Below are 25,030 nucleotides of genomic sequence, written 5' to 3' on the forward strand. Positions count from 1 at the left end.
TTCCGGAACGGGCTTTGGTCCGTCACGAGTGGTAGAGCACCCGGACGGCCATCGCGTCGCCGGGCAGGGCGTCCAGGTAGGTGTTGAACGTCCGCTGGTAGTCGGGGCCGCCGCCCTCCACCCACCGCCCGTCGAGCGTGAGCAGGGCGGGGGTGGGCAGGACGGCGGCCACATGGCGGGACACGTAGGTGTCCTGGTCCTCGTCGAGGTGGAGGGCGGGGTCGGAGGTGAACCGCTCCTCCAGGGCGGGGTCTGCCTCGATCGCCTGGATCAGGGGCTGTTCACGGAAGGCGGCGACGGCCGCCTCTCTGACGTGCTCCGGCTCCAGGGTCCTGGCCCGCTCCTCGAAGTGGTGGAAGGGCAGCGCGGGCGGGTGGCGGTCGGCGAAGGCGTGGTACGCCGTCCAGGTGCCGGCCGCCCGGCGGGCCTCGGCGGCGCGGGGCGTGTCGAGGTCGAGGAGGCCGCGCGGGCCGCCGTGGCAGCGGGACGGCGGCAGGTCCTCGGCGGATTCGGTCCAGTCGTCGTGCCGCACGAGCCGGGGGTCGTCCTCGTGGCCGGGCCGTACGTCGAAGAGACAGCCCGCCCCGGAGACGAACCAGTAGTCCCACTCCCCCACCCAGTCCGGGTGGGGGACGTCCTCACGGTCGTACCGGAAGGGGGCCATGGCCCGCCCGATCGCCTGCTTCAGCCCGTCGGGGCCGACGGGCGGCAGACAGACGGTGATGCGCTGCTTGGCCATGGCGTCCCCTGGTGTTCCCCTCTTGTAGTGCGGTGCGCGGCCCACTGTGGCAGGCCGCGCCGATCAGATGTACTCCGGTGGGCCGCAGGAGATGACCATGTCGTCGCAGCCGCGTTCCAGTGTCTTCATTCCTTGCCAGATGAACGCGAGGTCGCCGAGGATGCCGGCCCCGTTCATCAGCTTGCCGCCGAGACGACCGCCGCCGCCACGCTTGCCGCCGCTCTCGCCACCGCCGCCGGACCTCCCGGTCGCCGGGGCACCCGCACCGCGCAGTCCGCCCGACATATGGGTGTCGAACACGGCGGATCCCGGCTTCCCGTCACCCGCGAAGATCACTCGGACATTGGCGTTGCCGACGAACCTGTCCCGGACGGCTTCCGCCTGTTCCATGCTGTGGGCGACGAAGACGACGTTCTGGGTCTGCGGCTTCCTCCCCATGGGGTCGAGCTTGCCCTTGACGGTCGTCTCGATGGAACTGAGGGACTTGGCGTCGACGGCCTGCTTGGACTCGTTGGCGTCCCAGGTCTCCACGTCGACGATTTTGCCGTTCTTCCAGGTCACCTTGATGTAGTCGGCGGTCGCGCCCCCCACCCGGTGGTTGCCGTTCGCGTCGTGGACCAGGCCCTTCTTGGGGAGCAATCCGTTGTCGTCCTGCCAGAGGAACTGGCTGCCGTTGCCCGTCTTCGCGTCGTACAGCTTGAGCGACGAGCGCAGGTCGTCGTTCATGTACTTGATGGCGATGCGCTCCGACTTCTTCGTTGTGTCATTGGGGGCGCCTTCGGTGTGCGGAACGCCTCGGTCGTCGTAGAACACACGGACGGTCTTGTCCTTCCTGGTGACCGTCTCCACGGTGAGCGCCTTGCCCGGCTTCACTGCGTCGTTCTTGGCGCTGACGATGCGTCCGCCCTGGCAGACGGCGATGCCTTCCCAGCACTCGATGGGCTGGAGCCCGTCGGGGTCGCTCTTGGTGATCGGATTGTTGTTGGCGTAGGCGTAGCCGTTGATCTGGAGCGGGTCGGCGAAGTCGACCACGGGGTCGGCGGACAGGAAGCGTCCGGTCGACTGGTCGTACTCGCGGGCGCCGATGTGGGTGAGCCCGGAGTAGGTGTCGTCGATGCCGGTGCCGAGGTAGCTGCGGGCGTTGGGCCAGCTGTCGGGCCGGGTGCCGCGTACCTCGCCGTACGGCTTGAAGGAGCGGCGGGTGACCGGCTGCCCCTCGCTCTGCTCCACGGAGGTGGTGGCCGTGCCGACCGTGTCGTTGAGCAGCACGCTCAGGACGTGGTCGGCGCTGCCCTTCTTGCTGACGCGGACCACGGAGGGGGCGCCGGAGTGCTGGTAGATCCGGCTGGCCTTGAGCAGGTTGCCCTTGGGGTCGGTGGCGACCTCGGTCTCGCCCAGGAACAGGGTGGTGCCGGCCGCGGACTTCTGGAGGACGCGGTTGCCGCCGGCGTCGTAGACGTACGTGGTGCGGTCGGCGAGAGCCCACTGCTGGGCGGCGCCGGTGGCGCAGGTGGCGACCTGGAGGTCGGTGCCGTCGGTCTCGACGCCGCCGGGGACGGCCAGGCACTTGCCGGTCGCCGCGTGCACGAACGCCTTGTCGGACGCGCGCAGGGTGAACTTCTGCGCGGTGGTGCCGTTGCAGACCGCGAGTTGGACGAGGGCGCCGTTGACGGTGGCGCACTTGCCGCGGATGCGCAGGGTGTCGCCGGTGGTCTGCCATGCCTGGGCGGCGGTGCCGTTGCAGCTGTAGAGCTGGAGCGGGGTGCCGTCGGTGAGGACGTTCGACTGGAGGTCGAGGCACTTGCCGCCGAGGCCGGTGATGGGGCCCGAGCCGTCGCCGGTTCCGGTGACCGATGCGAGCTTGTTCTCGGCGTTCCAGTCGAGGATCTGGTCGCCGCCGGTGAGGTGGCGCTCGGTGGTGTTGCCGGTGGCGTCGTTGACGTAGGTGGGGTCGGTGCCGGTGGGGCGGTCGACGCTGGTGAGCAGGTGCGGCTGGGTGAGGGTGGGGGCGCCGGTGCCGTTGCCCGTCACGGTCTTGCCGTAGCCGTAGGTGGTCCGCGCGTCCAGGGCCGGGTTGGCGGGGTCGTGGTCGGTGAGGGACGCCCGGTTGCCGACGGCGTCGAAGGTGAAGGACTGGTAGTAGGAGCCGACGGTGGTGGCGACCGACCCGGTGGCGGGTGCGGCTGCGTCGAGGGACGCCTGCATCTCGGCGTCGGGCGCGGCGGCGTCGGTGACCGCGTCGGGTGCCTCGGCGACGGGTCCGGTGCTGCCCTGGCCGTCACTGCGGTAGCCCCAGGCGGTGCCGGACGCCGACTTGCAGCCGGTGGCGGCGGTCACGGCGAGACCGGAGGTCCAGGCGTGCACCAGCTCACCGAGGTAGTCGTAGGTGAAGCACTGGTTGTCCCAGGTGGACGTGGTGCCGTCGGTCTGCTTGCGTGCCGCGGAGGTGAGGTTGCCCGCGCGGTCCCAGGAGAAGTAGGAGTCGGAGATCCGGTGCGAGGACGCGGTCTCACGGTCCCAGACGGTCCGTTGGAGGCGGCCGGTCTCCTGGTTGATGAAGTTGGTGGTCCACACCCGGTAGGGCTGGGGTCCGCTGACGGTCCGCAGGGGCTCGCCATACGCGGAGTAGGTGACGTCGGACGTGTACCAGCTCAGGCCGGAGGTGGACTGGGCCAGACCGTCCTCGTCGTAGCGGGTGATGACCTTCTCGGCGGCCAGACCGCCGATCGCGGGCACGCTCACGGAGAGCTGCTTGCCGCTCTCCGTGTAGGCGTAGCGGTAGGTGTAGGTGCCGGCGAGCTTGGGCCCGGCCTGGGACGGGACGACGATCTCGCGGGTGGTCGGGCGGTACTTGTCGTCGTAGGCGGTGATCCGGTCGATCCAGTCGGCGCCGTTGTCGTGCCGGGTGGAACTGACGGCCTTGCCGAGCGCGCCCGGCAGGTCGTACGTGAACGACTTGACCGGGTCGGCGGTCGCGGAGCCCTGACGGACCTTCAGGACCCGGCCGATCGCGTCGTACTCGGTGTACGTGGTGCGTCGGAGCGAGTCGGTGGCGGTGGCCTGCCGTCCGAGCGCGTCGTAGGTGAAGGAGGCGTCGCCGATGTCGGGGTCGGTGGCGGAGGCGAGCAGACCACGGGCGTTGTAGGTGTACGTCCAGAGGTTGCCCGCGTGGTCCTTGATCTCGGTGCGGTTGCCTCGGGCGTCGAAGGAGTAGCCGGTGGTGCGCCACTCGTCCTGGGTGCGGTTGGTGGAGTGGTCGACGCGGGTGATCCGGCCGCGCGCGTCGGTGTAGGCGCGTACGGCGGGTGTGGCGCCGCCGGCCGGGCGGGAGATGGTCCAGTTGTCGCCGTACTCGACGGTGTCGGAGTAGACGGCACTGCCGCTGTGCACGGTGGTCTTGCGCACCGGGCGGCCGACGCCGTCGAAGGTGGTGCGCACCAGGTTGGGCACCAGGGTGTCGCTGACGCGCTTGAACTGGCCGGTCTCCGGCTCGCCCTTGGCGAGATAGGAGCCGGTCTGCTCGGAGACGAGTCCGTGGTCGTCGTAGCGCGTGTCCTGGACGATACGGCCGGGGCCGTGGGCCTCGTCCTGGGTCTGCACGGGGCGCATCAGGCCGTCGTAGACGGTCACTTGGCGGCTGTAGCCGCCGTTGTCCTTGAGGGAGCGGACGGTGACGGCGGTGGGCCGGGTGACGGTGGGCGACGCGGTCGCCATCTGGTAGTCGATGAGGACGTCGGGCGTCGCGGCGTCGGCCGACCAGCCCTTCACCAGACGGCCGAACGCGTCGTACTCCATGCGCGAGACATGCCCGTTGGCGTCGGTCACCGACAGGACCAGGCCGCGGCCGGGGTCGAGCGTGGTGGTGGAGGCGTGCCCCTTCTGGTTGATCTTCTTCATCGCGGTGACGGGGCCGCCGATGTCGCCGGGCGTGTACTGGGTCTCCGAGACGCCCTTGAGCGGGTCGGTGATCTTCCGCACCCGGCCCAGCGGGTCGAAGGTGCTGGTGGTGACGTTCGAGTAGGCGGAGCCGTCGTCGCCGAGGGTCGCCGTCGTGGTGGCCAGGCCCTTGGTGGGCGCGGCGCCCCAGGCTCCGCCGTCGTAGCTGGTGCGGACGGCGCTCATCACCTGGGTGGCCGGGTCGGCGGTGGCGTGGTCGGCGCAGGAAGTGGCGGTGGTGCGGATCTCCTTGGGCAGGCCGACGAGGTTGGCCGCCTCGTTGACCACGTAGAACGTCTTGGCGCAGGTCTGGTCGCTGAGGGTCTCACCGCCGCTGCCGCCCGGCTTGACCACGGCCGACTCGACCTGTTGCGGCAGTCCGTAGGTGTCGTCGACGACGGTGGTGGTCCGCACGCCCTGCCAACTGCTGCCGAGGGTCTGCACGGTGTCGCTGCGTTCGAAGCCGCTGCGGTACGCGGTCAGCGGGGCGAGCCCGCCGTCGCGCGTCCGGGAGGCGGTCTGCTGGGCCCAGGGCCGGTTCAGGACCCGCCCTGCGACCTTGCCGCCGGTCCCGGTGTACGTGATGGTCTCGGCGGTCATGCCCGCGTACGGGGCGAGGTCGTCGGCGGCGAGGGTCACGGTGCCGGTGGAGTCCTTGACCGGGCCGCCGGCGCCGCGGAAGTAGCGGGTGACCGCGTAGGACTGGGTCTGCGGGCGGCCGGGGGCCGCCGAGATCTTGTTGCCCTTCGATGTGGCCACCTGCTGGTAGCCGCGCCACTCGCTGTAGGTGCGCAGGGCGGGCTTGCTGAACTCGTCGTCGCTCTTGCCCCAGGCGGCGCCCGAGTAGTCGTAGCGCGTCGACATCCGGGCGGAGACGCCGGTGATCCGGTCGGTCTCGGTCACGGTGTGGACGACGTACTTGTTGAACCAGGCCAGCGCGGGCTTCTCGACCTCGGCGTCGGGCGACCAGCGGACCGGGAAGCAGGTGCCGTGGTTGTCCTCGGGCGCCACGTCGGGCTGCGTACGGCAGCCGCCCTTGTACGTGACCTCGATGTCGGCGCCGTGTTCGGTGGCGACGGCGCCGATGCGCGGCCGGGTGAAGCCGGGGCGCGGGTCGGAGGAGTTGCGGGGCACCATGTTGGGCAGCTGCTGGTCCTTCAGATACGTGCTGAGGGGGTGCGCGGAGCCGGTGCCGACGACATACGGCTTGAAGCTGACTCCGGACTGGGTGAGCAGGGTGCCGCTGGTGTCACCGGCGCGGAAGCCGTAGTGCTGGATGGAGTTGAGCCACAGGCCGGGCGAGGTGTCGTACCAGTCGCGCGGGAAGGAGTGGTTGAGCTGATAGGTGTCGACCTTGGACAGGCCCGCGACGCCGGGGCGCTGGGCGTAGGTGGTGATGCCGCCGAGCCGCAGCCGGTTCCAGAAGGACGGGAAGGCGGGGCACAGCTTGGAGTCGCTCTTGCAGTTCAGGTTGCCGGGGCTGTCCCACCAGGGGCGGTAGGAGGCGGGGTTCTTGGTGTCGTCGAACTTGGCCGATTCGCAGACCGCGGAGCCCTGGAGGCAGCGCTGCTGGAGCAGGAAGTTGACCTCGGCGGCCGGGGTGGCGCCGAGTGCGCCCTCGCGCAGCCCGTACTCGATGGAGTCGGGCAGACCGCCGCGGACGTACTTCTCGGGTGTCTTGAACTTCTTGTTGACGGCGTAGTAGTTCGTCGACTGGTGCCAGTTGACGATCATGACGTTGTCGTTGACGTCGGTGACCTTGTCCAGGCCCCAGTGCCATGCCTGCTGCTTGGTGGCGTCGCTCTGGCAGCGTGACTCGGCGAAGGTGGCCGCGTGGCAGGGTTCGCCGGGGTGGTTGCCGAAGACGGGGACGGTGAAGACGGACTGGGTGTCCGCGTGACCGCCGCCGATCTTGTTGAGACCGTAGGTGTAGACGGTGCCGTCCCGCTTGGTGACGACCCAGTACTCGCCGTTGTTGTCACCGTTGGTGGCGCCGGTCTTCAGCTCGACGCGGGTGCCGTCGTCGTGCTGCGGGCGGTAGCGGTCGGTCTCGCCGATGCGGACCAGCTCGGTCGTGGAGCCGCCGAGGGACATCACGGCGTTGTAGGAGACCCAGCACAGGTCGGAGGTCTTGGCCTTCTTCGCCGCGTTGTTGGCGGCACCGGCCGCGATGTCCTCGCGGTCGTCCTTGCAGGTGCGGTAGCGGCGCTCGATGTAGCCCGGGTTGTAGTCCCAGCCCTCACCGATCCACGACGCCTGCGGCGAGGAGGTGGACGTCTTCGCGTCCACGCCCTGCGAGTTGTAGTCGAAGGAGATCTCCGGCGCTGGGCCCGCGGGCGTGGGCGGGACCTTGACGGGATACGACCAGGTGAAGGCGCCGGACGAACCACCCGCCGACCACTTGCCGTTGGACTCCAGCGGCGTCGCCTTGAAGGAACCGCTCTCGCCGGCGCCGGAGTCGACCGCGCCGATCACGGCACTGTCACCACCGTCCGCCGCCTGCTGGGCGCCGGTGCGGTAGGCGGCCTGTGCGACGCCGGTGCCGGGCGCCGGGGACTCGGTCGCCGACGCGGGCGTCACCGTGCCGTCGGCTGCGGTGTCGACGGTGGCCGTCAGGGTCTTGGCGCTGGTGTCGTTGACCGTTTCCAGCTCCTCGTAGGCCCGGCACTCCTCGACGTCGGGCGTCGTGCGGTAGCACTCGGGGAACTGTACGAAGGTCAGCCGGGATGCCCAGTCGGCGCCGTAGAAGTTCTGGTACGCCTTGTAGTCGAGCTGCACCGATACGGGCACCGAGCCGGTGGCGGGGGCGGTGACCGTGACGAGCGCGCCGTCGATGCCTTCGGCCTCGGGGGCGGTACGCGGGGAGACCCCGACCTGCCAGGTGCCGGTGGGCAGGGCGGCGCCGGGGGCCTGGCCGAGCTTCACGGGCAGGGTGCCGACGGGTTCGAGCGCGACAGGGTCGAGAGCGGCGGGTTCGGCGGTGGTCCGCGCGGCGGCCTGCTGGGCGCCCGCGGTGCCGAAGGTGACCGAGCCGGTGCCGCCCGTGGGCGGCGTGACGGTACCGGCCGGGGCCTGCTCCTGGTCGGTGGGCGCGGCGGCCTCGATGCTGTCGAGCCCGGCGTTGTACGTACTCCCGGCGACCCGCTGCTCAGCCGGGATCCCCTCCAACGACACGTCGTCGCGGGCGACTTCGGCCGCCTCGGGGTTCGGCGGCTGGGCGGCGGCCGTGAACGGCAGCAGCCCCACGAGCAGGGCCGCGCCGACGACGGGCACCACCGCGGAGCGCAGGCGCGCACGGCGAGCGCGGAGCGCGGACAGGAAAGCAGGCACGGACGAGGTCCCCCCGGGCGACAGAAGGCCGCACCCGGACAGTGCGGAGGTGCGGCCAGCGAACGCCCTGATTCTGTGGGGCAGTTGTGAAGAAAGACCAGACGGCCCGTGACCATGTGATCATCGTCACGGATGCAAATCGGTCGGCTATGTCGCCAGATACAGCAAAGAGCCACCCATGCCGCTGATCATGCTCATACGTATCTGCGGCACTTTTGGGACCTGTCGCCCACTCACGCACCGGCCTCCCCAAATGCCCTCTCCATGCGTCCCGTTGTGTACCGCTTTGGCATCTGAGTGTCCGTCGGGAGCACCTGGTCACGCCGTTTCCGGGCCGTGGACGGCGCGGAACGCCGCACGCCGTCCGACGCCGTCCGCGCCACGCTGCCGGGTGACGGTCCCCGGGAGCTGAGCCATGATCGGTCGGCTGTCGTCGCAGCTGTCACAGCTGTTTCACAGGGGGAAAGGGAAAACTCATGCCGAGCCGATGGAGCCGATGGCGCCGCTCGTCCGCGCGCCGGCCGGTCGCGGCCGTCGCCGCCGCCGTCATCGCGGCGTCCGGCCTCACGGTCGTGGCGCTGAGCGGTTCCGATCAGGAGGATCAGCCGCGCCGCCCCGCCGACGCCGGCCGGGCCGCGCCGCTGGCGGAGACCGATGCCGCCGCACGCGCCAAGAAGACCGGCAAGGCCGTCGAGGCGACCGCGCTGCGCACCGCGTACGCGACGACCTGGGCGCGCCCGGACGGACTCCTCCAGCGCCGGATCCACGCGAGCCCGATCCGGGCCGAGGTGGGCGGGGTCTGGAAGGCCATCGACACGGATCTGCGCCGGGTGGACGGCGGTTGGGCACCCAAGGCGACCAATGTGGGCATGGTCTTCTCGGGCGGTGCGGGCAAGCCGTCGGGGACGAAGGGTGCCAAGGGTGTCACGGGCGCCAAGGGCGCTTCGTACGCGAAGGGCGCCAAGGGAGGTGCGGGCTCCGGTGCCGGTGAGCGCACCACCCAGCACGCCGACCGCTCCACTCCCCGCCGGGCCCCCTTGCTCGGCGACTCCGCCACCGCCGCCGCGAACCCTCTGGTGACGCTCACGGTGGACGGTCACGACATCGTGCTGACCTGGCCGGACGCCGTGCCGACCCCTGTCATCGACGGACCGCGCGCCCTGTACCCGGAGATCCTGCCCGGCGCCGACCTGGTCCTGACCGCGGCCGACGGCGGGTTCGCGCAGCTCCTCGTCGTCAAAAACCGTGAGGCCGCGACCGATCCGCGCGTGGCACGCCTGGTGTACGGGCTCAGCTCCCCCGACCTGAACTTCGCGCTCGACCCGGTCACCGGCATCGTTTCGGCCACCGACCCGGACGGCGCCGACATCGCGGAGGCACCGACCCCGCTGATGTGGGACAGCGCCGGCACCCCGGCCCTCACCGACGGCGAGGCGGGCAGCAGCGCCTCACCGACCGCGCCCGAGGTCATCCCCTCCGAGCCGGATGTCACCGGCACCCCGGAGGAGGAGCCGTCCGAATCGCCCGAACCGACCGACTCGATGGCCGACACCGACCAGGAGGACCCCACTCCCGAGGTGCTGCCCGAGGCGACCGACGAGGCCGCCGATCCGTCGGTCATCGCCGAGATGGAGGGCACCTCACCGCCCGTACCGCCGGAACCGAGCCCGCTGCCCTCCCAGACCGGTGCCGCCGCCACGCTCTCGCTGTCCGGCGTCAACGGCCCGCAGCCCGACTCGCACGGGTCGCTCGTGGACGTCGATCTGGACGACGGCACCTGGGTGTTCAGCCCCGACCAGGCGTTCCTCGCCGACCCGACGACCGTGTACCCCGTCTTCGTCGACCCGTCGGTCAAGAAGCACACCAACGACTGGACGACCGCGTACAGCCGCCACCCCACCGCCACCTTCTACAACGGCAAGAACTTCAACCGGGGCGGCACCGACGAGGCCCGCGTCGGCTTCGAGTCGGACACCTGGGGCACCTCACGGTCGTTCTTCTCCATCGACTGGGACCCGGACCTCAAGGGCTCCACGGTGCACAGCGCGAAGCTGCGCGCCCTGGAGACATACTCCTGGTCGTGCAGCGCCCGCAGCATGACCGTCCATCTCACCGGGTCGATCAGTTCGAAGACGAACTGGAAGAACGCCCCGGCGATGAACAGCGGCAACAAGATCGGCGGAGGCAGCTTCGCGCACGGCTGGAAGTCCGGCTCGTGTCCGGACGAGTACGTCGTCTTCGACGTCAAGGCGAGTGCCAAGAAGGCCGTCGCGGGCGGCTGGAAGACGATGACGATCGGGATGCGCGCCTCCGACGAGAACTCCCAGTACTCGTGGAAGAAGTTCCAGGCCAACGGCGGCAACGACCCGTACGTCGACCTGTCGTACAACCGGCCGCCGGCCATCCCCTCCAGCCTCGACCTGGACCCGGATCTGAGCTGTGACACCACGTCGCCGTACATCAACGTCGGTGCGTCGTCGCTGACCTTCTGGGCCAACAGCTCCGACAAGGACGGCAACCTCGCCTCGGTGAACTTCGAGCTGTGGCCGACGGGCGGCAGCAAGACCAATCTGCTCGGCGCCAAGGGCAAGGTGTCGGTGGGCAGCCAGAACAGTTCGGCGCGGGTGCACACCGATCCGTTCTCGACGGGCAGCACCGGTCTGAAGCTGGTCAACGGCACGACGTACTCGTGGCGTGCCAAGGCCGTCGACAAGTTCGGCGCCTCCTCCGCCTACTCGCACAGCAAGATCCCGTGCCGCTTCGTGTACGACACCTCGAAGCCGTCGCCGCCGCTGGCGTCCTCGACACAGTTCCCGGACGCCGACGCCGCCGACAACGGTTTCGGGAACGACGCCGAGGACTCGAAGTGGAGCACGGTCGCCTTCGGCACGGCGGGCACCTTCACCTTCCGGGCCCGGCAGACGGACGTGGTCCGGTTCGAGTACGGCTTCAACCAGGCGTCGTACCCCTTTTCGGTCACGCGCACCAATGGCGCCCCGACCACCACGACGACCTCCGTGTCGAACGTGAAGCCGCCGCTCGCCGGACCGAACGTGCTGTACGTGCGTGCGGTGGACGGCGCGGGGAACGTGTCCCAGCCGCTCAAGTACTTCTTCTACGTGACCCCGAGGGACAAGGCCGACGCGCCGGGCGACTTCACCGGTGACCGGCAGCCCGATCTGATGGTGGTCGACGGCAACGGCAATCTCCGTCTCTACCCGTCCGAGTCCACGACGGACCTGGCCAAGGGCACCGGTGACCTCGACTACTCCATGTCAGGCGCCTACCGGGGCAACCCCGCCAAGGACCCCAACGGCGACGACGGTCTGCCCGCCTACGCCGCCGCGCCCTCCGGATACTGGAAGAACACCCTGATCACCCATCTCGGTGACTTCTACGGCGGCGACGGACTCCAGGACCTCGTGGCCGTCCGCGAGAACGCGCTGTGGGTCTATCCGGGCGACGGCTACGGCGCCGTCAACATCGACAAGCGCCAGCGGGTGCTGCTGCCGACGAACGCGCCCGCCCCCTCCACGATCACCCAGATCGTGGCGGCCGGGGACGCCACCGGGGACGGGAAGACCGACTTCCTCCTCACCGTCGGCGACGCGCTCTGGGCCTTCACCGGCTACAACGGCGGCAGTATCGAGCAGGCCGTCCAGCTCTCCGGCGCGTCGTGGACCGAGCGCGACATCGTCACCGTCCAGGACGTCACCGGCGACGGGATCACCGACCTGATCTACCGCACGGACATCACCGGCCGACTCCTCCTGCGCACCGGCAAGCCGGCTTCGGGCGGCGGGGTCGACCTCAACTCCCTCGCGGCGGCTGCCAACTCCGCGAAGGGGGTGGACGAAGAGTACGGGGCCTCCGGGTGGGGCAGCGGCAACATCCGCTTCCTGTTCGGCACGCCCGACGCCAACGGCGACAACATCCCGGACATCTGGACGGTCCGCACCGACGGCGCGGTCCGCTTCTACGCCGGCTCCCGGACCGCGCTGTCCGGCTCCGGCACGGAGATCGTGAGCAACAGCGGAGGCGGCTGGATCCACAAGATGGCCATCGGCTGAGCCCCCGCACACCGAACGGCTCGCCACACCGAACGGCTCCGCACCCCCTCCCGGGGTGCGGAGCCGTTCGTTCGGGACCGGGGGCGCGGGACCGGGCGCGGGGGTTCCTATCGGCGGCACATTTCCTGGAGGGCCGTTCCGGCTGCTTCCACCACTGCGGGCCACGCCGGGTCGGCCATGTATTCCCCGTCCTCGGCCCATCCCCTTTCCTCGATCAGCGCGTCCAGGATTTCCGCCAGGCGTTGCATGGCGGCGACCTCCGCGTCATTTCTGAGTACCGGTCCCAGGGCGGCTTCGGGGTCGGCCAGGACGCGGTAGTGGTCGTACAGCAGATTGAACGTCATCGTGAGATCGCCCACCGGATCATGCGACGCCGGCATGCGCCGTATCCAGGCGCGCTGCTGGTACGCGACGTCGGAGAGGGACCTCAGTGCGGCGGCGATCTCCGGGCGGGCCTCAGGCAATTCCACACCCTCCATCACCACTTCGGGCTGTTCCATTGTTCCCCCGTGTGATCCACGTATCGACCTGTGTGGCAAGGGTTTGTTCGTCTTCCCTCAGCATGCCCGTGACCGGCCCGACCGTCGTTGGCGAGCCGTCCACAATTGCTTGACGCTCCGTCTACACCCGAGGACGGACATGGGCCTGGCGGCGGTACTCGGTCGGTGGAATGCCGTAAGCGGCGCGGAACACCCGGCTGAAGGCGGCCGGGTGGGTGAAACCCCAACGCGCCGCGATGGCATGGACGGGAATGCCGCGCAGCGCCGGATCGGTCAGGTCGTCGCACGCGCGGTCCAGGCGCTTACGGCGCAGATAGGCGGAGACGGATTCGTCCCTGTCCTGGAAAAGCCGGTGGAGATAGCTGAGAGAAATACCGTGCGCCTGGGCGATCACCCCGGGGGTCAGGTCGGGGTCCTGGAGACGCCGTTGGATGAACGCCTGGATTTCCAGGGCCAGTTGCCGCCGATGGGCCTCGGGCGGTACGGAATCGTCCGCGTCGACGGTGTGGGCGAACAGCGCGGTGACCAGATCGAGCAGAACCGTCCCCAGCCGCGACCCGTCGGACGGCGTGTACTGGTCGGCGTGCTCGGTCACCTGGACGAGGAACTGCGCCAGCAGGGCGCCGATCCCCTCCCGCGCCGACAGCCGGTGCTCGATGATCCGGTCGGCCCGGTCCCGGGGCAGCGGCAGCAGCGCCTTAGGCACCTCGACACCCACCATCCTGATCGGCCCGGGGCCGGTCCAGATCTCATAGGGCCGCGAGGAATCGTTCACATGGAAGTCGTAGGGGCGATAAGCCGTGTTCTGCTCGCCCCACGTGACGCCGGCGTCCCCCTGCTGGAGCAGGGAGAGGTGGTACACCTCCGGATCGGACTGCCGGATCAGCTTCGGCGTCCGCAGGAAGCGCAGCGGCTGGAAGTGTGCAGGCCACATGGTCACCGGGCCCAGCCCGATGAACCTCTGGTACGCGCGGAAGTCCGCCGCGTGATCGCTGCTGAGGTCCATCGGGGCGTGCGTCTGTGCCATCCGTTCACGCCAACTGTCGAACCGGTCCGCCGTCGGTTCGTCCTCGGTTCTGAACACTGTCTCGATCAGCATGGCCCCCACCGCTTCCTCATCGAGTCTCCGACCGTCCGACCCCCTGCTCCCCCAGGCGGCGATCCGACGCGCGGAGCCGGACTTCAGCCCGTCGTAGTAATGAACCGTCTGAGTGCGTCTGCCAGTTCCCGCGGCTGGTCCTCGGCGATCAGGGTCCGGGAGTCGGCGATCTCGACGAGCCGGCCCTGCGGCAGCAGCGCGGCGAGGCGGCTGCCGTGCTCGCGCGGCATCATCAGGTCCTCGGTCGCCCAGACGACGAGGGCCGGCCGGTCGAACTTCGCCAGGCCGTCGAGCGCTTCGAGGAGTTCGGTCCTGCGCACGGCCCGGCCGTAGCGGCGGAAGTCGGCGCGGATCGCCGGGTCGGTACGAAGCGGACTCAGCCAGCCCGCCACGATCTCGTCGGGGATCGGGTACTTCGCGAGGGCGCCGATCCCGATGGGCAGTCCGCGCAGGGCCTTCAGACCGAGGGTCCGCACCAGGAAGGAGATCCCGCCCGGGACCCGGCAGGCGAGGGTGAGCATCTTGCCGGGCAGCCCCGGCGGATAGTTGTCGAACGCCTCGCAGGAGATCAGCACGAGCCGGGCGAGCCGTTCGGGATGCCGGGCCGCGACGGTCTGGGCACGTCCGCAGTCGCTCTCGACCAGGGTCACGTCCCGCAGGTCGAGGCGGTCGAGGAACTCCACGATCATGGCGTTGACGGAGTCCGGGGTGAGCGGCACGTCGGGGTTCATCGGGGTGCGGTGGGCGCCGTAGGGCAGCGTCGGGGTGATCAGGCGGTATCCGGGACCGAGTGCGGTGACGACCTTGCGCCAGACCGTGGCGTCGTGGACCAGCCCGTGCAGCAGGACGACGACCGGGCCGTCCCCTCCGCTGTCCGCGTACGTGAGCGTGCCTCCGGAGAGTTCGACGTCCGGCATCGCGGTTCCTCCCGTGCGTGCGGGTTGCGCTGCGTGCGTGCGAGGTGTGCTGCGTGTGTGCAAGGTGTGCTGGGTCCATCCTGACCCGTCGCGGGCGCCCGCACCATTGGCCGACCAGGGGCGGAGGTCCCCCACTCTCCCTACGGTCGGCCCGGTTCCGGCACCCCGTACCATTCATGAAGCTGACAGCAGGACCACCTGCTTCCCCGAACGGACATCTGGTGCCCGAACCCTCCGCCCCCGCCTCCTGGCGTATCGCGCTGCCGCACACCGCGGCGGCCGTGCCGGTCGCGCGTGCCCTGGTGCGGACGGCGCTCGCCGAGATCGAGCACGCAGCCGACAGTGACACCGCGGAGCTGCTCACGGCCGAGCTGGTCGCCAATGCCGTGGAGCACACGGCGGGCGACGATCCGATCGAGCTGGTGGTGGAGCTGCTGCCGACCGGCTGTCAGGTCGAGGTGCACGATCCCGACCCGGCGCCGCCCGTCCATCTCACCCGGCCGGGCCCGCTGGGCGAGCCGGATCCCTGGCAGGAGCACGGGCGGGGGCTGCTGCTGATCCGCACGCTGAGTTCGTCGTGCGGGCACCGGGCCACGGAGACCGGCAAGGCGGTGTGGTTCACACTGCCCGCGGTGCCACGCCAGCGCCGGCACTCCTGACGGCCCACTGGTCCTCTGCCCGTGGCGCCCGCTGAGTGAGGTCAGGCTCGGGCGAGGGTCGCCACCAGGATCGCCTTGATGGTGTGCAGCCGGTTCTCGGCCTCGTCGAAGACGACGGAGTGGGCCGACTCGAACACCTCGTCGGTGACCTCCAGGGAGTCCAGGCCATGGCTCTCGTAAAGGTCACGGCCGACCTTCGTCCCCAGGTCGTGGAAGGCGGGCAGGCAGTGCAGGAACCGCACACCCGGGTTGCCGCTCGCGCGCAGCACGTCCATGGTCACGGCGTACGGCGCGAGCGCGGTGATCCGCTCGTCCCACACCTCCTTGGGCTCCCCCATCGACACCCACACATCGGTGGCGACGAAGTCCGCGCCCCGCACCCCTTCGGTGACGTCCTCGGTGAGCGTGATGACGGCGCCGCTCTCCTTGGCCAGCTCCCGCGCGCGGGCGACGACGGCTTCGGCGGGCCAGTACGCCTTGGGCGCGACGACACGTACGTCCATACCGAGCAGCGCTCCGGTGATCACATACGAGTTGCCCATGTTGAAACGGGCGTCGCCGAGATAGGCGAGGACGTACGCGTCCTGGTCGATGTCCTTGGCGCAGTGCTCGGTCATGGTGAGGACGTCGGCGAGCATCTGAGTGGGGTGCCAGTCGTTCGTGAGGCCGTTGTAGACGGGCACGCCCGCGTGGGCGGCGAGTTCCTCGACGGCGGCCTGGCTGTCGCCCCGGTACTCGATGGCGTCGAACATACGGCCGAGTACGCGTGCGGTGTCCTTGACGGACTCCTTGTGCCCGATCTGTGAGCCGGAGGGGTCGAGGTAGGTGGTCGAGGCGCCCTGGTCGGCGGCGGCCACCTCGAAGGCACAGCGGGTGCGGGTGGAGGTCTTCTCGAAGATGAGGGCGATGTTCCGGCCCCGCAGCCCCCGCGTCTCGGTGCCGGTCTTCTTCGCGGCCTTCAGCTCGGCAGCCAGCCGGACCAGGCCGAGGAACTCCTGCGCGGTGAAGTCCAGCTCCTTGAGGAAGTGACGGCCGGCGAGACCGGTCGGGACATGCACCATGGCGGGGGCTCCTGGGACGACTGCGGGATACGGGACTGGCGACTGGCGACTGCGGAATGCGAGACCTTGGAAGTCTATACGATATTCCACATTTCTATACGGACCCTCTTCGCCCCCTCCTTCAAGGAGCCCGCGTCAGCGCACCGTGTCAGCGCACCCCTTCAGCCCACCGCGTCCCTTTCCACCGGACAGCTCATGCACCGTGGCCCTCCCCGGCCCCGGCCGAGTTCGCTGCCGCGGATCTCTATCACCTCGATGCCCTGTTTCCGCAGATGGGCGTTGGTGGTGGCGTTGCGCTCATACGCGACGACGACACCGGGTTCGACGGCGAGGACATTGCAGCCGTCGTCCCACTGCTCACGTTGCGCCGCGTGGACGTCCTGCGTCGCGGTGAGTACCCGGATCTCGCTGAGGCCGAGCGCGGCGGCGATGGCGCGGTGCATATGCTCCGGCGGATGGTCCGTGACCTTCAACTCGGTGGCGTCCACGCCGGGTTCGATGGTGTACGAGCGGAGCATGCCGAGTCCCGCGTACTGCGTGAAGGTGTCCGCGTCGACCATCGTCATCACGGTGTCCAGATGCATGAACGCGCGCCGCTTCGGCATGTCGAGCGCCACGATCGACCGTGCGGACCCGGCGGCGAACAGTTTGTGCGCGAGCATCTCGACGGCCTGGGGCGTGGTCCGCTCGCTCATGCCGATGAGTACGGCGCCGTTGCCGATGACCAGGACATCGCCGCCCTCGATGGTCGACGGATAGTCGATCTGGCCCTCGGACCAGATGTGGAAGGGCCCGGCCTGGTCGGTGTGGAACAGCGGGTGGTGCCGGTAGATCGCCTCGAAGTGGACGGTCTCGCGCTGCCGGGCGGGCCAGCGCATCGCGTTGATGGAGACGCCGTCGTAGATCCAGGCGGAGGTGTCGCGGGTGAAGAGGTGGTTGGGGAGCGGGCCGAGGAGGAAGTCGTCCAGTTCCATGGCGTGGAAGCGGACGGAGGTCGGTTCGGGGTGCCGCTCCAGGAACTCCCGTTTGGTCATCCCGCCGACCAGTGCCTCACAGAGTTCGGCGGCGGGCAGCGTCTCGTAGGCGGCCCGCAGATGGGCGGTGGCGAGCGGCCCGTACTCCTTCTCGTCGAAGACGCGGTCCAGGACGAGGTTTCTGGCGGCCGGGATCTCCAGCGACTCGGTGAGCAGGTCGCCGAAGAGGTGGACCTCGACGCCCCGGTCGCGCAGGACGTCGGCGAATCCGTCGTGCTCCTGCCGGGCCCGGCGCACCCACAGGACGTCGTCGAAGAGGAGGGCGTCCTTGTTGCTGGGGGTGAGGCGCTTCAGCTCCAGGTCCGGCCGGTGGAGTATGACGCGGCGCAGCCGCCCGGTCTCGGAGTCGACATGGAATCCCATGGGCCCATCCTTCCCCGCCCGGCCCCCCGACGCGCGCGGTTCGGACAGTCCCGTGCGCGGCGCCGGGGCCGGGGTCGGGGCCGGGGAGCCTGTGCCTAGCGCACGTCGGTCAGTGTGGCGAAGGCGATCACGTTGGCGTCGTACCCCTGACCACCCCTGAACGTGCCGCCGCAGGTCATGAGGCGGAGTTCGGGTGTGCCGGTGTCGGCGTAGACGCGCTCGGCGGGGAAGTCGTCGCGGGGGACGACCTCGACACCGTAGACCTTGAACACGGCGGTCTTGCCGTCGTCCCGCGCGACCTCGACGGTCGAGCCCTTGGAGAGGGCGCCGAGCGAGTAGAAGACGGCGGGCCCGGACCGTGTGTCGACATGGCCGGAGATCACCGCCGTGCCCTGCTCGCCCGGCGTGGGCCCGGACGCGAACCAGCCCGCCATGTCGGCCCGGGTGGACGGCGGTGCGTCGATCTGCCCGTGCACGTCGTAACCGACGTCCATGAAAGGCGCGTTCACGCCGATCGACCGGATCGCCAGGCGTACGGGACGCGACGGGGTCATCGGGGCGTGCGCGCCGGGCTCGATCTCCCCGAAGCGCGAGGGACGGGAGCCCTTGGCGCCGTCCTGCGGCCCGCTCTTGCCCGGCGCGGGTGCCACGGCCGCGGCGGCGGCGGGCTGCGGCGGGTCGGCGTACGGGTCCCCCTGGACCAGCCGGACGCCGAGAAGCACGGCGAGGGCGATCATCGACCAGCCGCCGCGCCTGTGCCGGCCCCGCCGGGACCGGGGGTTCATGATCTCGGCGCGTACGGCCTGGGCGTGTGCGGTCTCGGGGTCGACATAGGCCGCGCGGGCGGTCTTCTGCTGCCAGAACATTCGGCGGGCTCCTTCTGCGGCGCGACGGTAGGCGAGTACGCGGCGCGGTTCGGCGGTGGAGTGTGCCTGCCCCCGGGGTGAGCGGTCCGGCCGGCGGAGATGCGCGGGGCCCCGGGGGCGGGCGGGAGCGCGGATCCCGCTCCCGGAGCGGCCCGGGAGCGGGTGGTCGGCGGCTGATCAGCGGCTGGGTGGCGACTGGGTCGGCGGCTGGTCGGTACGGGGCGCCGCGACGGGGGGTCGTGGCGCGGGGGTCATGTCCGCGCGGGCCTCATGCCTGCGCGGGCCTCATGCCTGCGCGGGCCTCATGCCTGCGCGGGCCTCATGCCTGCGCGGGCCTCATGCCTGCGTGGACGTCATGCCTGGCGGGCGCGGCGCTGACGCAGCAGGAAGGCCCCGCCGAGTCCGGCACCGGCGATCAGTGCCGATCCGGCGACCGCGTGCGTGGTGTTGTTCTGGTCGATGCCGAATCCGGCCTGCGCGCCACGCCCGGGGACGACTTCGAGCACACCGCGCAGTTCGGGGCCGTTCTCGCAGCGGCCCGTGATGTCGTGCCGGCCCGGCCGGGTCTCTTCGGGCAGGTGGAGGCGGCCCGTCAGCGTACGGTCGCCGATGCCCCTGGTGAGCTTCACCCGGTGCGCGCCACGGATCGAGTCGGTGTCGACCCAGGCGAACTGGCTCTCCCCGCAGTGGAACGTGGTGACCTCCACCGAGCCGCCGGCGCGGGCCGGGTTGGGCCGGAAGTCCAGGGTCTCCTCGTCGCGCGCCGGGCCGCCGGCGGGTGCGGCGGCGGCGAAGGCCGGCGCCACGGCCAGGGCGGCCGTCGCTGCGGCCATCCCGGCCGCGACCAGAATGCGTCGTGCGTTCATGTGATCCTCCGTCAGGCGCCAACCGCGCGAGGGGCATTACCCATGCGCTGACGAGAGTCGGCACCGTCGATCACTCATGTGAAAGCGCCCTCGGGGCCACCGCATCTCCAGTGACTCGTCCGCCAACGGGAAATTCCGCCCCTCGCGGGCGCCCGCGAGCGAACACCGCAGGTCACACGGGCCCTCGCTAGGGCAGTCAGGTGATCTTGACGGGGTGCGCCCGCACGGGTCGCCGGGCCCCGTACGGAGCAAGCCCACTGGACCCGGGGCACGAGGGCATCGGGTCCGGCCGGGTACCGCACCGCCCGCCGGCGCCCGGGGGCGGGAAAAGTCCCTGGATACGGGGGCCGCGCCCGGCGATACTCGGTGAGGTGTTCCTGACGATCAGTACCACCGGTACCTCCGAACGCCCCGCGACCGACCTCGGGTTTCTGCTGCACAAGCATCCCGGGCGCGCCCAGGTGTTCTCCACCTCGCACGGCACGGCGCACGTCTTCTATCCCGAGGCGTCCGCCGAGCGCTGCACGGCCGCGCTGCTGCTGGAGGTGGATCCCGTCGCGCTGGTCCGGCGCGGCAAGGGCAAGGGCCGTGGCGGCGCGCCTGACGCGACGCTCGCGCAGTACGTGAACGACCGCCCGTACGCCGCGTCATCGCTGCTCGCCGTCGCGCTGAGCGGAGTGTTCACCAGCGCGATGAAGGGGCAGTGCAAGGCGCGGCCCGAGCTGCCGGCCCTGCCGCTGCCGCTGCGCGTCGAGGTGCCCACGCTGCCGGCCCGTGGCGGCGCCGACCTGGTCCGCTCGCTGTTCGCGCCGCTGGGCTGGACGGTGGCGGCGGAACCCCTGCCGCTGGACGAGCGCTTCCCGGAGTGGGGCGCCTCGCGGTACGTACGGCTCGTCCTCGACGGCACCCTGACCCTCGCCGAGGCGCTGCGGCATCTGTATGTCCTGCTGCCGGTCCTCGACGACTCCAAGCACTACTGGGTCTCCGAGGACGAGGTCGACAAGCTGCTGCGCGCCGGTGAGGGCTGGCTCGCGGCGCATCCGGAGCAGAAGGTCATCACCAGCCGCTATCTGGCACGCCGCTGGTCGCTGACGCGCGCCGCGACGGAACGCCTTGAGCTGGTGCGTCTCGCGGAGGCCGACGACAGCGAGGTCGAGGACATCGACAACGCCGTGGACGAGAGCACCGACACCGAGGAGAAGCCGGTGCCGCTCGCGGTCAGCCGCCGTGCGGCGATCGTCGCCGCGCTGCACGACACGGGCGCGGGCCGGGTACTCGACCTGGGCTGCGGCCAGGGCCAGTTGGTGCAGGCGCTGCTCAAGGACGCCCGGTTCACGGAGATCGTCGGCGTGGACGTGTCCGTACGGGCGCTGACCATCGCCTCGCGCCGGCTGCACCTGGACCGGATGAGCGAGCGGCAGGCCGCGCGGGTGAAGCTCTTCCAGGGCTCGCTCACCTACACCGACCGCCGTCTCGCGGGGTACGACGCCGCGGTGCTCAGCGAGGTCATCGAGCATGTCGACCCGCCCCGGCTGCCCGCGCTCGCCTACGCGGTGTTCGGCGCCGCCCGTCCGGCCACGGTGGTCGTGACCACGCCGAACGTCGAGTACAACGTGCGCTGGGAGTCGCTGCCCGCCGGGCATGTCCGACACGGCGACCACCGTTTCGAGTGGCGGCGCGACGAGTTCCGAACCTGGGCGGAGACCGTGGCGGGTCAGTACGGCTACACCGTCGAGTTCCGTCCCGTGGGCCCCGACGACCCCGAGGTGGGGCCGCCGACGCAACTGGCCCTGTTCCGCAAGGCGGCGGACACGGACACGGCCGGGGACCCGGGCACCACTCATGACGCCGACCACGACACGCACCACCCCATCCACCGCGACACCGGCAACGGCACCGGTCGCGACACCGCGAAGGAGGACGCCGCATGACCCGCACGCTGCACGTCACCGACCTGTCCCTCGTGGTGCTGATCGGCGCCACCGGCTCCGGCAAGTCGACCTTCGCCCGCCGCCACTTCAAGGCGACGGAGGTCCTGTCCAGCGACTTCTGCCGCGGCCTCGTCTCCGACGACGAGAACGACCAGTCGGCCAGTCGCGACGCCTTCGACGTCCTGCACTACATCGCCGGCAAGCGCCTCGCCGCGGGTCGCCGCACCGTCATCGACGCCACCAACGTCCAGTCCGAATCCCGTAAGCAGCTCGTCCGGCTGGCCCGCGAGTACGACGTGCTGCCCCAGGCGATCGTCCTCGACGTGCCCGAGTCGGTGTGCGCGGAACGCAACGCCGCGCGCCCCGACCGGGCCGGGATGCCGCGCCATGTCATCCAGCGCCACCAGCGCGAACTGCGCCGCTCGCTGCGCGGACTCGAACGCGAGGGCTTCCGCAAGGTGCACATCCTGCGCGGCGTCGAGGAGATCGAGAGCGCGGAGATCGTCACCGAGAAGCGCTTCAACGACCTCAGCCACCTCACCGGGCCCTTCGACATCATCGGCGACATCCATGGCTGCCGCTCCGAACTGGACACCCTGCTGTCCCGGCTCGGCTATGTCGACGGCGTACACCCCGACGGCCGCACCGCCGTCTTCGTCGGCGACCTCGTGGACCGGGGCCCCGACAGTCCGGGGGTGCTGCGGCGGGTGATGGCGATGGTCGGGTCGGGCAACGCGCTGTGCGTGCCCGGCAACCACGAGAACAAGCTGGGCCGCTGGCTCGCCGGCAAGAAGGTCCAGCTCACCCACGGCCTCACCGAGACCGTCGAGCAGTTGGGCCGCGAGAGCGAGGAGTTCCGGGCGGGCGTCGCCGAGTTCATCCGCGGCCTGGTCAGCCACTACGTCCTCGACGAAGGCAAGCTCGTGGTCTGCCACGCCGGGCTGCCCGAGAAGTACCACGGCCGCACGTCGGGCCGGGTCCGCTCGCTCGCCCTGTACGGCGACACGACCGGTGAGACCGACGAGTTCGGCCTGCCCGTGCGCTACCCGTGGGCCGAGGACTACCGGGGCCGCGCGGCCGTCGTCTACGGTCACACACCGGTACCCGACGCCCGCTGGCTGAACAACACCCTCTGTCTGGACACCGGTTGTGTCTTCGGCGGCGCTCTCACCGCCCTGCGCTGGCCCGAGCGCGAACTGGTCGACGTACCGGCCGAGCAGGTCTGGTACGAGCCGGTCCGTCCGCTCGCCGCCGAGGCACCCGGCGGGCACGAGGGGCGGCCCCTCGATCTGGCGGACGTGCACGGCCGGCGGGTCGTGGAGACCCGGCACCACGGGCGGATCGCCGTCCGCGAGGAGAACGCGGCGGCGGCCCTGGAGGTCATGAGCCGCTTCGCGGTCGACCCGCGCCTCGTGCCCTACCTCCCGCCGACCATGGCCCCCACCGCGACCTCTTCGCGCGAGGGTTTCCTGGAACACCCGGCCGAGGCGTTCGCCCAGTACCGGTCCGACGGGGTCGAGCGCGTCGTGTGCGAGGAGAAGCACATGGGGTCGCGCGCGGTGGCCCTGGTGTGCCGTGACGCGGACGCGGCACGTGAGCGGTTCGGCGTGGACGGCCCGACCGGTTCCCTCTACACCCGCACCGGGCGGCCCTTCTTCGACGACGAGAAGGTCACCGAGGAGATCCTCGGCCGACTGCGCGTCGCCGCGACGGGTGCCGGGCTGTGGGACTCCCTCGACACGGACTGGCTGCTGCTCGACGCGGAGCTGATGCCGTGGTCGCTGAAGGCGTCCGGGCTGCTGCGCGCGCAGTACGCGGCGGTCGGCGCGGCGTCGGGCGCCGTGCTGCCGGAGGCCGTCGCCGCTCTCGAAGCGGCCTCGGCACGCGGCACGGACGTGGCCGACCTGCTGGCCAGACAGCGCGAACGGGCCCTGGACGCCGCCGCGTTCACCGACGCCTACCGTCGCTACTGCTGGACCACCGACGGTCTCGACGGTGTCCATCTCGCCCCCTTCCAGATTCTCGCTGTCCGTGGCCGGTCCCTCGCCGGGCTGCCGCACGACGAGCAACTCGCCCTCATCGACCGGCTCGCCGAGCACGACCCGACCGGCCTCCTGCGCACCACCGGCCGGCTCCTGGTCGACACCGGCGACGAGACGTCCGTCCAGGCGGGCATCGACTGGTGGCTGGAGATGACCGGCCGGGGTGGCGAGGGCATGGTGGTGAAACCACTCGGCGCCCTCGTCCGCACCGGGCAGGACCGGCTGGTGCAGCCCGGTGTGAAGTGCCGGGGCCGGGAGTACCTGCGGATCATCTACGGTCCCGAGTACACCCGCCCCGACAACCTCGCCCGGCTCCGCGGCCGCCACCTGGGCCACAAGCGCTCCCTCGCCCTGCGCGAGTACGCGCTCGGCCTGGAGGCCCTGGACCGCCTCGCCGAGGACGAGCCACTGTGGCGCGTCCACGAAGCGGTGTTCGCGGTGCTGTCCCTGGAGTCGGAACCGGTGGACCCGCGTCTCTGACGCTCCGGCGACGACCGACCCCGGGCAGCCCGCCCGCGCTCGGCGGCGCAGAGGGAGGCCGTGTCTCATGGCATGCCTCCCTGTGCCGCCGGGCGACGGGACGGCGGCACCCCTACGACAGGTGCGGCTGGACCTGCGACGCGATCAGCTCCAGATGGTCCAGGTCGGACAGGTCCAGCATCTGGAGGTAGATCCGCCGGGAACCGATCGCTCCGTACCGCCCGATCTTGTCCACGACCTCGGCCGGGGAACCGGCGAGACCATTGGCCTTGAGTTCGTCCACGTCACGGCCGATCTCGGCGGCGCGGCGGGCGACCTCGGCATCGTCCTTGCCGACACAGGCCACGAGCGCGTTGGAGTACACCAGCGCGTCCTTGCCCCGGCCCGCCTGTTCCGCCGCGTCCCGGACCCGGCCGAACTGACGCTCGCTGTCCTCGATCGACGCGAACGGCATATTGAACTCGTCCGCGTACTGCGCGGCCAGACGTGGTGTGCGGGTCGCGCCATGCCCGCCGATCAGTACGGGCACCTTCGTCTGCGCGGGCTTCGGCAGCGCGGGTGAGTCGGTCAGTTGGTAGTGCCTCCCGTCGTAGCTGAACGTCTTGCCGGTGTCCGTCGCCCACAGCCCCGTGACGATCGCGAGCTGCTCCTCCAGGCGCGCGAACTTCTCCTTGGGGAACGGAATCCCGTACGCCGTGTGCTCCTGCTCGAACCATCCGGCGCCCAGGCCCAGTTCGACGCGGCCTCCCGACATCTGGTCCACCTGCGCGACCTGGATCGCGAGCACACCCGGCAGCCGGAAGGTGCCGGCCGTCATCAGCGTGCCCAGCCGGATCCGCTTGGTCTCGCGGGCGAGCCCGGCCAGCGTGATCCAGGCGTCGGTGGGTCCGGGCAAGCCGTCGGACGAGCCCATGGGGACAAAGTGGTCGGAGCGGAAGAAGGCGTCGAAACCGAGGTCCTCGGTCGCCTTGGCAACGGTCAGCAGCGTGTCGTAGGACGCCCCCTGCTGGGGCTCCGTGAAGATGCGAAGATCCATACCTCCATCCTGCACGCTCGAACACCCGTCAACCGTCCCGGTCGCGCCGCCGAGCCCGGACCACGGTCGGGTGAAAATCCGTCAACCCCTGACTGCACGGG

14 protein-coding genes are annotated in these 25,030 nt (G+C 70.6%); 4 read left to right on the forward strand and 10 right to left on the reverse strand.

Features of this window, described 5'->3' with window-relative positions:
• Positions 1–22: 22 nt before the first annotated feature.
• Both ACFVT5_RS19075 and ACFVT5_RS19080 read right to left on the reverse strand, forming a co-directional pair.
• Positions 23–739 (reverse strand): hypothetical protein, encoded by a 717-nt coding sequence (locus ACFVT5_RS19075; protein ID WP_389888711.1) that lies wholly within the window; start codon positions 737–739, stop codon positions 23–25.
• Positions 740–802: 63 nt separating this feature from the next.
• On the reverse strand, positions 803–8,005 hold the full coding sequence (locus ACFVT5_RS19080; protein ID WP_389888716.1) for a ricin-type beta-trefoil lectin domain protein: 7,203 nt from the start codon (positions 8,003–8,005) through the stop codon (positions 803–805).
• A 476-nt stretch (positions 8,006–8,481) separates the two neighbouring features.
• Here ACFVT5_RS19080 and ACFVT5_RS19085 point away from each other — a divergent pair, with 476 nt between their 5' ends.
• Positions 8,482–12,075: a DNRLRE domain-containing protein gene (locus ACFVT5_RS19085; protein ID WP_389888719.1), complete on the forward strand. Its 3,594-nt coding sequence runs from the start codon at positions 8,482–8,484 to the stop codon at positions 12,073–12,075.
• 107 nt (positions 12,076–12,182) lie between these two features.
• On the opposite strand, the gene ACFVT5_RS19090 is transcribed toward ACFVT5_RS19085, so the two are convergent.
• The 3 genes from ACFVT5_RS19090 to ACFVT5_RS19100 all read right to left on the reverse strand — a co-directional run bounded on the left by ACFVT5_RS19090 (position 12,183) and on the right by ACFVT5_RS19100 (position 14,591).
• Complete coding sequence (locus ACFVT5_RS19090) at positions 12,183–12,575, reverse strand: hypothetical protein (protein WP_389888722.1); 393 nt, start codon at positions 12,573–12,575, stop codon at positions 12,183–12,185.
• Between the two features lie 121 nt (positions 12,576–12,696).
• Positions 12,697–13,674 (reverse strand): helix-turn-helix domain-containing protein, encoded by a 978-nt coding sequence (locus ACFVT5_RS19095; protein WP_389888725.1) that lies wholly within the window; start codon positions 13,672–13,674, stop codon positions 12,697–12,699.
• A gap of 83 nt (positions 13,675–13,757) precedes the next feature.
• Positions 13,758–14,591: an alpha/beta fold hydrolase gene (locus tag ACFVT5_RS19100; RefSeq protein ID WP_389888728.1), complete on the reverse strand. Its 834-nt coding sequence runs from the start codon at positions 14,589–14,591 to the stop codon at positions 13,758–13,760.
• 176 nt (positions 14,592–14,767) lie between these two features.
• Here ACFVT5_RS19100 and ACFVT5_RS19105 point away from each other — a divergent pair, with 176 nt between their 5' ends.
• The gene (locus ACFVT5_RS19105) at positions 14,768–15,250 is read left to right on the forward strand and encodes an ATP-binding protein (protein WP_389888731.1); all 483 of its coding nucleotides are present in this window, start codon (positions 14,768–14,770) and stop codon (positions 15,248–15,250) included.
• Positions 15,251–15,291: 41 nt separating this feature from the next.
• Here ACFVT5_RS19105 and argF read toward each other — a convergent pair whose 3' ends face one another.
• From argF to ACFVT5_RS19125, 4 genes are all read right to left on the reverse strand, one after another.
• On the reverse strand, positions 15,292–16,311 hold the full coding sequence (argF, locus tag ACFVT5_RS19110; protein WP_389888734.1) for an ornithine carbamoyltransferase: 1,020 nt from the start codon (positions 16,309–16,311) through the stop codon (positions 15,292–15,294).
• Positions 16,312–16,472: 161 nt separating this feature from the next.
• Entirely contained in the window at positions 16,473–17,708 is a 1,236-nt protein-coding gene (locus ACFVT5_RS19115) for an arginine deiminase (RefSeq protein WP_389888737.1), read from the reverse strand.
• Positions 17,709–17,803: 95 nt separating this feature from the next.
• On the reverse strand, positions 17,804–18,574 hold the full coding sequence (locus ACFVT5_RS19120) for a class F sortase (RefSeq protein ID WP_389888740.1): 771 nt from the start codon (positions 18,572–18,574) through the stop codon (positions 17,804–17,806).
• Positions 18,575–18,927: 353 nt separating this feature from the next.
• Positions 18,928–19,440 carry a hypothetical protein gene (locus tag ACFVT5_RS19125; RefSeq protein ID WP_389888743.1) on the reverse strand — a complete coding sequence of 171 codons (513 nt, stop codon included), beginning with the start codon at positions 19,438–19,440 and terminating at the stop codon, positions 18,928–18,930.
• Between the two features lie 371 nt (positions 19,441–19,811).
• Here ACFVT5_RS19125 and ACFVT5_RS19130 point away from each other — a divergent pair, with 371 nt between their 5' ends.
• Together ACFVT5_RS19130 and ACFVT5_RS19135 are read left to right on the forward strand one after the other, a co-directional pair.
• Positions 19,812–21,371: a 3' terminal RNA ribose 2'-O-methyltransferase Hen1 gene (locus tag ACFVT5_RS19130; RefSeq protein ID WP_389888746.1), complete on the forward strand. Its 1,560-nt coding sequence runs from the start codon at positions 19,812–19,814 to the stop codon at positions 21,369–21,371.
• On the forward strand, positions 21,368–23,893 hold the full coding sequence (locus tag ACFVT5_RS19135; protein ID WP_389888749.1) for a polynucleotide kinase-phosphatase: 2,526 nt from the start codon (positions 21,368–21,370) through the stop codon (positions 23,891–23,893). Before ACFVT5_RS19130 ends, ACFVT5_RS19135 begins: the two co-directional genes overlap by 4 nt.
• A gap of 112 nt (positions 23,894–24,005) precedes the next feature.
• On the opposite strand, the gene ACFVT5_RS19140 is transcribed toward ACFVT5_RS19135, so the two are convergent.
• On the reverse strand, positions 24,006–24,929 hold the full coding sequence (locus ACFVT5_RS19140; RefSeq protein ID WP_389888752.1) for an LLM class F420-dependent oxidoreductase: 924 nt from the start codon (positions 24,927–24,929) through the stop codon (positions 24,006–24,008).
• Between the last annotated feature and the right edge of the window lie 101 nt (positions 24,930–25,030).

Source organism: Streptomyces sp. NPDC058001 (assembly GCF_042886315.1).
Lineage (GTDB): Bacteria > Actinomycetota > Actinomycetes > Streptomycetales > Streptomycetaceae > Streptomyces.